This window comes from Pseudomonas sp. IPO3747 (assembly GCF_013385245.1).
GTDB lineage: Bacteria > Pseudomonadota > Gammaproteobacteria > Pseudomonadales > Pseudomonadaceae > Aquipseudomonas > Aquipseudomonas edaphica.
In genome coordinates this window covers 157791-171115 of sequence record NZ_JACAQL010000001.1, presented here as the reverse complement: position 1 = coordinate 171115, position 13325 = coordinate 157791, and the positions used below count along the sequence as shown (strand labels likewise).

At 63.7% G+C, this 13325-nt stretch carries 1 protein-coding gene; it reads left to right on the top strand.

All coding sequences use genetic code 11. The features are described from left to right. The first annotated feature begins 72 nt into the window (after positions 1-72). Positions 73-12690 carry a filamentous haemagglutinin family protein gene (locus HX790_RS00580; RefSeq protein ID WP_176991101.1) on the top strand — a complete coding sequence of 4206 codons (12618 nt, stop codon included), beginning with the start codon at positions 73-75 and terminating at the stop codon, positions 12688-12690. Positions 12691-13325 lie beyond the last annotated feature (635 nt).

Below are 13325 nucleotides of genomic sequence, written 5' to 3'. Positions count from 1 at the left end.
AACCCCGACACGTGGCCGCGCAGTGTTTGCGTGCCCGTCGTTCGCCTGCCCCGTCAAAAGGACCTGTAAGTGATGCGTTCCCGACTGAAGCTGCCTGCTACCCGTGCCGACAAGGTGCCTGCCACCTCAGGTCAAGTGTTGCTGCTCAAACCCCTGGCCCAGGTCATTGCGCTGCTGGTGTTTGCCGGTGGTGCCCACGCGGCGCAGCCTCAGGCGTTCAGTTCGGGCTGGTTTTCGGCCAAGGGCGCAGCGCAAACGGCCGGCAGCGCACGACCGGGTGTGGTGATGCCGGGAACGCCGCCGCCGTTGTCCCAGCAACAGCGCGGCAACGAGCAGTTGCAGCGCTCCTTGCAGAACCTCAATACCAGCGTCGCCGCGATTGCCGCGCAACAGGCCGTGCAGGCCGCTGCCAGAAGCAGCGCGGGCGCGGCGCCGCAGAGCATCCACAACGGCCTGGGTGGTAATGGCTTGAATGTGGTGATTGGCGCAGATGGCAAGCCGCTGTTCGTCAACGCCGAAGGGCCGGTGCAGACCGATGCCAACGGCAAGACGCTGGTGTCGATCAAGCAGACGGCCGACAAGGCGATCCTCAATTGGCAAACCTTCAACGTGGGCCGCGACACCACCGTGCAGTTCCAGCAGAACAGCGATTGGGCGGTGCTCAACAAGATCAATAACAGCACCGCGCCTAGCCAGATCCAGGGGGCGATCAAGGCCGACGGCACGGTGATGATCGTCAACGGCAACGGCGTGGTGTTCAGCGGCAGCAGCCAGGTCAATGTGCGCAACCTGGTGGCGGCAGCCACCGGGTTCAGCGATGAGCAATTCACCGCCAGGGGCCTGTACAGCGCCAGCAACAGCGCGCCGAGTTTTGCCCAGGCCGCCGGCAATGTGACCGTCGAACGCGGCGCGCAGATCCAGACCCAGGTGCCCGCGACATCGACGGCGGGTGGCGGTTATGTGCTGTTGCTGGGCAAAGAGGTGGCAAACGCCGGGAGCATTTCCACCGCGCGCGGCCAGACTGTGCTGGCGGCGGGCGACAGTTTTGTGATTAAGAAGGGCTACAGCACCGACGGCAATGTCACCTCCACTACACGCGGCAACGAAGTCAGCGTCACCGGCAGTGGCAAGGCCAGCAACACGGGGTTGATCCAGGCCTCTACGGGGGACATCACCCTGACCGGCCAGCAGGTGCTGCAAAACGGCGGGGTGCTTTCAAGCTCCTCGGTGGAAGCACGTGGCACCGTGCATTTGAAGGGCACCGGCAGCAACGCCAGCGTAAGCCTGGGCGAGGGCAGCCTCAGCGCCATTGTGCTCGACAGCAGCAACGCCCTCGACAGCCAGCGCGCCGGGTTGATCACCCCGGCGGCTGACCAGGCCGGTAACGTCGTGCCGGCTGACCTGTACCGCCGCGACCAATCCCTGGTGGAAATCACCAGCGACGGCACGGTGGACTTTCGCAGCGGCTCCCTGACGCTGGCAACGGGTGGCCAGGTCGGCGTCAAGGCCGCGCAGCGCACCTTGCTGCGTGACGGCGCAGTGATCGACGTGTCCGGCGCCATCGGGGTCAAGTTGGCGATGGAGTCCAACAGCGTCAAGGTCAATATCCAGGGTAACGAGCAGCGCGATGCGGCGGTCAACCGTGACGGCAAAGCGCTGAACAACAACGATGTGTGGGTGGATGTCCGCGACCTGATTTTTGTCCCGGCCGGCACCAATGGCTATGCCACCGACCGCTGGTACACCGCGGGCGGCCTGCTGGAAGTGGGCGGCTATCTGGGCACGCGCAACCACGGCATTGGCGAATGGATGGCCCAGGGTGGCACCGTGACGTTCAGCGGCAAGGACGTGGTGACCCGGCAGGGTTCGCAGATCAACCTGTCGGGCGGCACCCTTGATGTGCAGGCCGGCAAGATCCAGCAAACCTGGCTCAAAGGCCCTGATGGACGCTTGTACGAGCTGTCCAGTGCGCCGGGGGATTTGCTTTATACCGGGATCTACAAGGGTTACGAAGACCACAGCCAGCGCTGGGGCGTGACCGACTATTACTACAACCCGCTGATCGCCCCGCGCGAGCGCAGCGAAGCCGGCTATACCGTCGGGCGCGATGCCGGGCGCCTGGTCGTCAGTACTGCCGGCGCCGTGCTGGAAGGGCAAATTGTCGGCGACACCTACCAGGGTGAGCGCCAGACCCAGGCTGCGCAAAAAGGCCTGGACGGTTACCTGCAATCGCAAAAAGCCGTGGCCCGTGGCGCCGCCCTGGTGGTGGGCAGCTATGTGCCGTACTACGTCAAGGACAGTGCCCAGTTGCAGTATGCCTTGGGCGCGGACGCCAACACGGCGAAGAACGTGGTGCTGGGGCCAAGGGCCGCTGCCGTCGCGGCCGGGTTGGACTTGAACAGCGCACTGCCGGCTGATCGAGTGTCGACGTTGTATCTGGACAGTGAGGCGTTGAGCGCGACGAAACTGGGATCGATCAAGGTCGCCAGCACCGGCTCGATTCTGGTCAATGGCGCACTGGAGGTGGAGCCCGCCGGTGACATCACCTTGTTTGGTCCCAGGATCGAGGTCAATGCCAACCTCACCGCGCATTCCGGCAGCCTGCAGCTGGGCAACGTGCAGGCGCAGATTACGCCGACCGGCAAGAACGACGTGACCCTTGGTGGTCGCGGCAGCTTGGTTGTCAATGCTGGCGTGTCGCTGGATACCAGCGGTCTGTGGAGCAACCAGTTGCTCAGTGTGAGCGACAGCAGCCGGTTGCCTTACCTCAACGGCGGCAACGTGGCCTTGCGCAGCAGTGGCGATGTGAGCCTGGCAGCCGGCAGCCGGGTGGACGTGTCTTCCGGCGCGGCCCTGGATGCCAGGAACCAGCTGATCGGTGGCAAGGGCGGCGACGTCACGCTTGCGGCCAACGCCAACAGTGCAGACAGCCGCGGCAACCTGGCCCTCAACGGCGAGTTGCTCGGCTATGGCGTCAGTGGCGGCGGGCGCTTGAGTGTGCAGGCCGGCAAGGTGCTGATCAGTGATCAGCCGGCCGCGCCCCAGGCGGGCACGCTGCAACTCGACAGCGGGTTCTTCAACAAAGGCTTTGGTGCCTACGACATCACCGGCAACGAAGGTTTGTTAGTGGCCGACGGTACTCAGGTCGACGTGACTGCGCCGGTTTACCGCCTCAATGACACCGCGCAAAACCTGGTGAGCGGCGCCGACCCGCGCAGCGCATTGCAAATCTGGACGCCGCCGCAATACCGCGAAACCCCCACCAAGGGCCAGTTGACCCTGCGCAAAGGCGCGAGCCTGAGCTTGCAAGCAGGTACCGCATTGTCCACTGCGGCGCAGATGGCTGCGGTGCAGGCGCGCATTGGCCAGGGTGCGGTGATCAACGTGGATCCGGGCCAGTCCATCGGCGTGCGCAGCATTGGCCAGTTGACCGTGGACGGCACGTTGAATGCCTGGGGCGGCACTATCACCCTGGGTGGCGTCAGCGTGCAGCCCACGGTGGCCGATGGTGTTGAGGCCAAAGGTCACGACCGTTCGATCTGGGTCGGCGAACACGCCGTGCTGGACGTGGCCGCACGCGCAGCCACGGCTGTCGACAGCCTGGGGCGGCGCTACGGCGTGGTGGGCCAGGGCGGCACTATCGTGATTGGCGGGCTGATCGACCCGGCCACCGGAATCGCCAGCGCGGCCAACCTGTTTGTGGTGGTGCGCGAAGGCGCACGCCTGGACGCCTCTGGTAGCCAGGCGCTACTGGACATGTCCGGTGCCGGCCCCACAGTGGTCGCCAGCCGTGGCGGCACCATCTCCCTGGCTTCCAACAATGGCCTTTATCTGGACGGCACGCTTAGCGCCAACAGCGGCGGCGCCGGTGCGGCGGGTGGCAGCCTGAACGTGGCCCTGGAAGCGCCGTTGTACCTCGATACCGCCGCTGCCCGTGTGCGCCAGGCGCGTGAATTGATCGTCAGTGCCGCCGATTCAGGCGCGCCTTTACCGATCGGCAGTACGCCCGAAGCGGTGGCGGGCGGCTTGACCTACGGGTACGGACGGCTGACGGCCAACCAGGTCAGCGCCGGCGGTTTCGACAACCTGTCGCTGCTGAGCAACGGCCTGATCAGCTTTGACGGTGATGTGTCCTTGCGTCTGGGGCAGAGCCTGAGCCTGTATTCAGGGGCCATGGCTTTGACCGATAGCGCCGCGAAGCCGTCTCAGGTGTTTTTGACCGCACCCTATGTGCGCCTTGCCGGGGTGGGCAACAACAACAGCGCCACCGACAGCCTGGTGCGCCCGACGGTCCAGGGCGGCGTTTCCACTCAAGGTACGGCTGGCCTGTTGAGCGTCGAAGCGTCGAACGTGCTGGATGTGCGTGATAGCGTCAATTTCGGCGCCCATGCCGAGCGCTCCAAAGCGTTGGCCAACGGTATTGACCGGCGGGCCTTTGACCAGGCTCATTTGGTCAGCCAGGGGGATATGCGCTTTCTGGCCCGAAGCGCCGACAAAACCCAAACCGCCCTGACCACCCAAGCCGACCTGAACCTGATCGCCGCGCAGATTTACCCGGCGACCGGGGCCGTTGCCGAGGTGACGGCAGGTAACACCGGCGGTGAATTTGACCCGGCGCGTACGTTGCGCATTGGCCGGGTGCGCAGTACGGACCCGGCGCTGCCTTACTCAGTGTTCGGCAGCCTATCGCTGAACGCCTCGACCATCGAGCAAGGCGGTGTGCTTCGCGCGCCTATGGGCAGTCTCAGCTTGGGTGTGGACGGTGGTATTACGCGCGCTACCAAAGTGATCAATCTGTTGCCGGGCAGCCTGACCTCTGTCAGCGCAGGTGGCCTGGTGCTGCCTTATGGTGGAACAGTCGACGGCGTGACGTGGCGCTACGACGGCAAGCAGGTAGAGTTGTTGGGCGTTGGCGGCACCCGCAGTACAGGTAATGCGGCGGTGGGTGTGCAACTGGCGGGCGGCTCGCTGAATGTGCAACGGGACGCAGTGCTGGACCTTTCCGGTGGCGGCCAATTGCTTGGCGCGGCATTCGTTTCCGGGCGCGGCGGTTCCACGGATGCGCGCTACAACCCCTTGGTGCAAATCGGAGCGGACGGACGCTTTTCCTTACCGGGCCTGGCCACCAACCCCATCTATGCGATTGTCCCCGGCAGCCAGCCCTGGGTAGCGCCGAGCGGCGGCGAAGCGGGCGCGACCCAGCCTCTGGTCGGCCAGCAAATCAATATCGGTGCGGGTGTGCCTGGCCTGCCACAGGGGACCTACACCTTGCTGCCGTCCACTTACGCCCTGTTGCCAGGGGCGTTTCGGTTGGAGATCAACGGCTTGGCCGCGCCGTTCGCCAGCGGCGCGATGCACAGCGCCGCGGCCATGAATAACGGTTCCTGGTCAACCGAAGGCTTGCTGTCGGTTGCCGGTACTCACATTCGTGACAGTTTATCGAGCCAGTTGATTGTCACTCCGGCTGAGGTATTGCGCCGTTATTCCCAGTACAACGAAACCGCTTACGCAGACTTTATTCGCGCGGATGCGGCACGCCTGGGTGTGCCACGTGCTGCGCTTGAAGCCGATGCCAAAACCCTGAGATTGCGACTGGTGGGCGGTCAAAAAGACCTGGGGTTCAGCTTTGATGGTGAGGGGCGCTTCAAATCCGCACAGGGCGGTTTTGGCGCCACTGTTGCGGTGCTGTCCAGTGGCGACATAGAAGTGGTTTCTGACACCGCAACGGCCAGTAGCGCTGCATTGATGGCGTCGGTGCGGGCCAGCGACTTGAATGCCTTGGGGGCTGCCCGTTTGGTGGTGGGCGGTGAACTGACGGTGGTGTATGGCCAAGGTGGCAACTTCGTCAGGTCCGACCTGGCAGCCATCACCGCGAGCTCGGTGGTTGTGCGCCAGGACGCGACCCTGGCGGCGCCGGAAGTGTTCCTGGTGTCGGGCAGGTCATCGGGCGCGATTGAAATCGAGCAAGGTGCGTCGATCAATACCTTGGGGCGCGGCAAGGCCGCCTATGACTCCGATGATGGTTTTATCTACCGGCCGGGCACCCGCAGCGTGTTGGCAGTCTCCAATGGACGTTTGCAGATGCTGGCGCCGGTAAACGGTGACGGCCCCAGTGGGCCGGGCAGCATTCTTATCGGCCAATGCAGCCTGAGTGCCTGCAGCGGCGACGCATCACTCTATTCCGAAGGCTCGATAGCCTTTGCCACCACCAACCGGTTTGCCTTGAGTGACAGCGTGCGCTATGGCACCCGCCATCTGGCCCTGGCGGTGGGTGGGATCAACGTCGGCAGTGCCCAAGCGCTGGCCGACGCCGCTGCGCGGGGTGTGCTGCCGTCGGGCCTGACCCTCAACCAGCAGGTGCTGGACCGCCTGCTGCGCGGCGATGCTTCCAGCGGTGCACCGGCCTTGCAAAGCCTGGCGCTGACCGCCGGGCAATCGTTGAATTTTTATGGCAACACCACGCTGAGCACCCTCGACAGTTCGGGTAAGTCGCTGCTCGATGAGCTGCTGCTGACCACGCCTGCGATCTATGGGTACGGCAGCGCCAGTGATGTGGCGCTGATCCAGACCGGCACCCTGGTATGGGGTGGCGCCACCAGCACACCGCCAGCCGTGATCAGCAATGGGGCGGGTACCGGCAGCGGCACCCTGGCGTTGCAGGCCCGGCGCATCGCGTTCGGTTATGGCCGCGATGCCCAGCCCGACAGCCTGGCCAACAATGGCCGCATGACGCTGGGCTTTGCCACGGTCAACCTCAACGCCAGCGAACGTATCACGGCCAACCACAAAGGCAGCCTGACGGTACATCAGGCCCAGGGTGCGTACGAGGCCGGCAAAGGCTTCGCCTACAGTGGCGGCAACCTGAACATCAGCACGCCGTTGTTGACCGGCGAAGCCGGCTCGGTCAATCGCATCACTGTCGGTGGCGCGTTGACTGTGCGGGCCCCGGCCAGCGGCACAGCGCCGGCAGAGGCGGCGGCCATCGACGCCTTGGGCGCCGAGCTGCTGCTGTCCGGTCGCAGCGTGGCGCTGGATACCTCGGTGGTGCTGCCGAGCGGCAAGCTCACCCTCAGCGCCGATGAAGAACTGACCCTTGGCGCGGCTTCACGCCTGGACCTCAGTGGGCGCAAAGTGCAAATCAGCGATGTGAGTAAATACAGCTGGGGCGGTGATGTCAGCCTGGAAAGCCGTCATGGCAACATTCGCCAGGCGACAGGCGCGTTGATCGACGTGTCTGCGCAATTCAATCAGGGCGGCTTGCTCAAGGCTGTGGCGGTGGACGCCGGTGCCGGGCAGGTCGACTTGCAAGGGCAGGTTCGCGGCGCCAGCAGCGGTTATTACGATGCCGGTGGCACTCTGGTGCCGTACAAAGCCGGTGGGGTGGATATCCGCGCGCAGCAGGTAGGGGACTTTGCCGCCTTGAACCAGCGCTTGAACCAGGGCCAGGTCGTTGGCTCGCGCAGCTTCCAGCTCAAGCAGGGCAACCTGGTGATTGGCGATGAACTCAAGGCCAATCAAGTCAATGTCTCGGTGGATAACGGCAGCCTGACGGTGCTGGGCACCATCGATGCCAGCGGCGAGCGGGTCGGCAGTATTCGCCTGGCCGGCAAGCAGGGCTTGACCCTTGCCGGCAGCGCGCTGCTGGATGCGCACGGCAGCGTATTGCGGGTCGACAGCTACGGCAAGATCATCGATGCGCCGAACCGGGCGATGGTGGAACTCAACAGCGGCGATGGTCAATTGACCTTGGCCGATGGCGCGCGTATCGACCTGCGCCACGGCACCGCTGCGGCCCCGGGCAGTGGTCCGGGACACTCTGACGGCGTGGCCCGGGGCACGCTGGAATTGAACGCACCGCGGCTCAATGCCAATGACGTGGCCATCGACGCCAGCGGGCAGGTCAACATCCAGGGTGCCCGCGCCATTGCAGTCAACGCGGTGGCCCGTTACAGCGATGCGCCGGTGGGCACAGAACCGTCGGCCAGTGGCCGACCGTATCAGGTGATTGACCAGAACTACCTCACGCAAAAGCACGCGCTTGCCGAGGCTTTCATCAACAACGCCCTTAACAACGCCGGGCTGATGCAGGGCAAGCTCGCGGGCTTGAATAACAGCCGTTATACCGAGGCGTTCCACTTGCGCCCAGGTGTGGAGATCGTCACCCAGGGCGACCTGGTGGTGAGCGGCGACCTGGACCTTTCCGGCTACCGTTACGCCAGCGTCAACCCCAACACGCCGAAGACTTCGGTGTACGGCTCGGGCGAGGTGGGCAGCCTGGTGGTGCGTGCCGGTGGCAACCTGGATGTCTACGGCAGCATCAACGATGGCTTTGCGCCGCCACCGAAGACGCCCGACGATAATGGCTGGGTGCTGACGCCGGGGCTGCAAGGGTTCGGTGCCGATGTGATTGTGCCCGGCCCTGGCGTGGTACTCGCCAACGGCAGCGCATTCCCCACGGGCAAGACCCTCAATTACCCGTTACCGATCCAGGCCACTGCATTGGCCCAAGGCACTGTGCTGCCGACCCGAGGCACACTCGACGCGCCACTGACCCTGCCGGCCAACACGGTGTTGAGCGCGACGGTGCGCGACAGTGGCGGCAACCTGTTGTACGCCGCGGGCACCTTATTGCAGCAGCCTGTGGTGCTGGCGGCCGGAACACAACTGGAGGCGGGCACGGTCTTGGCCGGCGCGGCTTCGCTGCGCGCCATGACCTGGCCGGCGGGCGTGCCACTGCCCAGCCGTGGGGGCGTGACGGGCAGTGCAACGGACGGTGTGTTGCTGGCCGGTGACATGGCCCTCAAGGTCGGGGCGCTGATTCCGTATGGTACAGACGTCAAGTTGCCCAATGGTGCGGTGTCGGTACCGTTGCGCACCGTGACCGGCGCCACGGCGCGCCAGAACTGGGCCGTGGCACCGATGCTGGCCGAGGGCTCGCAGTCGTGGTCATTGCGCCTGGTGTCCGGTGCCGATACCCAGGCGGCTGATACCCGTGCGATCCAGCAAGCCTACGCCGGCGACCTGACCCTGGCCGACACGCACTACGGAATCTATGAGACCCACGACAAAATCATCATCCCGGCGCAACCGGCGCGGCCGGGTGGGGCATGGTACTGGAGTGATTTGGCCGCCGAGCTGTTCGGTTACGAGGCAGGGACTCCAGTGTCGCAGTCCGAGTCGGGATTGTGTGATGAACCCGACATGTGTATTCGCGTCAAGTACGTATGGAGCGACCTCGGGGAACTCTTCGGCTTTGTACCGGGCCAGCCGGTATCGCCTCAGGACGAAGGCACCTGCGACCCTGATTTGTGCGTTTCCCTGGGCGAACCGATTCCAGCAATACCTGAGCAGGTCACCATCGGGCCGGTGAAACGGGTCTCACCCGTGAGCCAGCACTTTAGCGTGCTGCGCACCGGCACCGGGGATCTGGACTTGATAGCCGCGGGCAATGTGGCGATGAAGTCGCCCTATGGTATTTATACCGCCGGCGCCTCCAGTGCTTCTCGTGCAGGCAGTGCCGCCGCTGAGTTTGATCGCGCTCGCGCCACCTCAGCGGATGGAACGGTGCTGGGCAGCGCGGCCAAGGCGTATGAAGCGCTTGTCGATAAAAGCAGCCCCTATGCCGCTTGGTATCCCGATGGGGGCGGCAATTTGTTGTTGCGCACGGGTGGTAGCCTGACAGGCGATGTTTGGACGCCGCTCACCGACGCGATCATGCCCAATGACGGTCGCACTCAACTCAACAGTGCGAACCTGGGCAATTGGTTGTGGCGCCAAGGTACCGGAAACACTGCGGGTGTGACCCCGACACCTGCCAGTTGGTGGATCAATTTTGGTACTTACGTTAAAAGCGACAGTGGGGCCAACATCGAACTCGAAGACCGCGCACAGATAAACCTGCTTCCACGCCTGGTGGGGTTCACAGGTGTAGGCACCCTGGGCGGTGGCAACCTGACCCTGGACTTGGGCAGCGATGCCGGCATGCTCGTTCGTCGCGGCGATCCCGGTGCAGTCAGAGCACCGCGCAGCGAAGGGTTGGTGCTGGCTGTTGGCAGCACTGGCCGGGTGGTCGACGGGCAATTGCTGCTCACCGGTGGCGGTGATCTGGATGTGCGCATGGGCGGTGATTTGAACCCCGGGCTGGATGCCCGCGCGAGCCGTGATAAATCCGCTACGTTGTCAGCCGATTATAAAGCGCAGGTGCTCAGCCTCAACGGCGTACTGACCAACCTGCGTGGTGCATTGAACCTGCAAGCAGGCAGCCTGGGGGGCATTGCCTTGAACTACGGTGAAGTGCCCGGATCTCAGGATGCCAAGGACAGCCGTGCTTACTCACCGTACACCGCCAGCCTGGGCACGGCCACGGGCGGTATCACGTTGATGTTGGGGGACGCCACGGCCAACCTGTCGACCCGAGGTGACTTGGTGCTGGCGGGGACAGGCGATCCAGGACGTGTTTCTACCGAAAATACCCAGGCATTCAGTTACAACGGCACAGACTATGGCAATGGGACCACCTGGTTCTCGCTGTGGACCGATCGCACGGCCATTGACCTTTTTTCCGCAGGTGGCAGTTTGACGCCTAGCGTGCAGAGCATGTCGCTTGCCAGGTCAGGCATCCTTGCGCCTTTGCAAGGGCAGAACTACTCAAGCTCCGATGGGCGTTTTATCTTCCCTTCCAAACTGGGCGTGGTGGCAGCCAATGGCAGCATCTATCTCGGTGCGTCCGCGTTGGGCGTTGGCCCGCTGCCCAATAATCCCGTTTACTCGTTATTGCTGGCGCCATCGAGCCAGGGGCGGCTGGCGATGTTGGCCGGCGATTCCATCTACGCCAGTGGCTATGCAGTCAACCAGTCGGGTGACAGCCTGAGTTCCATAGCGACGCCTTTGGCGCCAGCCTTTGTTGGCAGGAACGGGTTCAATCGCGTCATCGACAACCTGGGCGGTGACGCGATACAGGCTGATCTTTCCTTGTTTGCCTTGCGCAGCCCAACCGATCTTGCGCGCCCGCCAGCCCAGACACAGCCGGCCAGGTTTTATGCCAATCAAGGCGATATCGTCGGCTTGCGCAGTGGTGAAATCATCACGTTCAGCAGCGGTCGGCAAGGGCAGGTCCGCTATGAATCCGCAGGTCCGGTGTGGATGCGAGCGGGGCGCGATATTGTCGGCTCAGGCACGTATCTGGGCACATCCACGGTGTTTCCGGCGTTGCTTGCTGACAACGGCGACTACATAGGCGAAAGCCGCGGCAACCTGTTCGTGCATAACCGTCCCGAGGATGTCTCGGTGGTGTCTGCCGGGCGCGACATTACCTACAGCAGCTTCAACGTCGCCGGCCCCGGCACCCTGGAAGTCAGTGCCGGGCGTAATCTATTGATGGAAGACAAAGCCTCCATCACCAGCCTGGGCCCGGTGGCGGTGGGGGATTCCCGGCCAGGTGCGTCTATCGTGCTGGAAGCCGGGGTAGGGCCTAACGGCCTGGATTACCTGAAGTTCGTCACGCCTTACCTGGACCGCGCCAACCAAGCGCTCGACGGTGTGCCCCTGGCCGGGCAGACGGGCAAGGTGGTGAAAACCTACGAGACCGAACTGCTGCAATGGCTCAAGGAACGCTATGCCTTCAGTGGTGATGCCGATCAGGCGCGGGCGTACTTCGCCGGCCTGGGGCCTGAGCAGCAACGCATTTTTGCGCGCTCGGTGTACTTCGCTGAAGTGCGCGCGGGCGGTCGTGAATTCAACCTGAGCGCAGGCCCGCGTTCCGGCAGCTTTTTGCGCAGCCGCGCGGCGATCGACGGGTTGTTGCCGAGCAAGGACGTGGCGGGCAACCCGATCGTGTATGACGGCGATATCACCCTGTATGGCGGTGCCGGGGTGCATACCCGGTTTGGCGGCGATATCCAGATGCTCAGCCCTGGCGGGCAGCAGGTGTTCGGTATTGAAGGGACTGCGCCGCCGGCGACTGCCGGGGTGCTGACCCAAGGTGCCGGGGATATTCAGTTGTATGCCCAGGGCAGCATCCTGTTGGGCCAGAGCCGCATCATGACCACCTTTGGCGGCTCGATTCTGGCGTGGTCCGATGCCGGTGATATCAACGCCGGTCGGGGATCGAAAACCACCGTGCTCTATACCCCGCCGAAACGCGTGTATGACAACTGGGGCAATGTGACTTTGTCGCCTAACGTGCCGAGCGCGGGGGCGGGTATTGCGACGTTGGCGCCGATTGCCGAAGTGCCGGCCGGTGATATCGACCTGTTGGCGCCGGCGGGCACCATTGATGCGGGCGAGGCGGGGATTCGTGTTTCGGGCAACGTCAACATTGCGGCGTTGCGCGTGGTGAACGCGGCCAATATCCAGACCCAGGGCAAGTCGTCCGGGGTGCCGGTGACGGCGGCGGTCAACACTGGGGCGATGACCTCGGCGAGTGCGGCGGGGGCGGCGGCGTCCCAGGCGGCGGAGGACGCGGCGCGCAGTCAGCAGGCGGCGGCGAAGCAGGGCAGGGCTTCGATCGTGACGGTGGAGGTGTTGGGTTTTGGCGCTGAGCCGGTGGAGCGTGAACCGCAGCCTGCGGGCCAGCAAAAGACCTCGGGGTATAACCCCGGCAGTCCGGTGCAGGTGTTGGGCGCGGGGCCGTTGAGTGAACAGGCGCGGGCGCGGTTGACTGACGAGGAGCGTAGGCAGATTAGTTTGTAAGGGTTTTTGCGGGACCTCTCGTTGTAGGTTTGGGGCGATCGGTGATTGCCCCTTTTTTTGCGTGTATATCCGTTATTTGGGTGATGGCGACCTATGGTTCTGCTCTTACAGCGGGTCACTTTTGGCAAACGCCCGGAATGCCGGCCCAGCCAAAAGTAACCAATCTGAATACACTGAAGAACTGCTTTTCTGTGGGAGCTGGCTTGCCTGCGATGCAGACACCTCGGTACATCAGGTTCACAGAGTTGATGCCATCGCAGGCAAGCCAGCTCCCACCTTTGATCGAGTGTGGCTCTGCTGTTGCTGTTGCTCTTACATCCTTTTCGCTGNNTGATCTTGATCTGAAATCGCCCCCCAAATCACTGGCGGATTGCGGGCATGCCGAGCCATAGCGAGGCACCGAGTGTTGGGGCGAGGACCTTTTGGTTACTTTTGGCTGGGCCGGCATTCCGGTCCTTGCAAAAGTGACCCGCTGTAAGAGCGCAACCAATAGCCGCCGTTACCTGAATAACGGATATACACCCCTACAATCTCTCAGCAAAAATTGCCCCCGAACCAATCCAAAATGAAGCTTTCATGACAAAAGTTCGGTAGCCCCCACCCACTCCCGTCTTGCCTATGTAACGCGCTGCAGG

Bases quoted from the DNA above. Each gene is read 5' to 3' on its own strand.
- HX790_RS00580 (WP_176991101.1), top strand. From the start codon at position 73: ATGCGTTCCCGACTGAAGCTGCCTGCTACCCGTGCCGACAAGGTGCCT.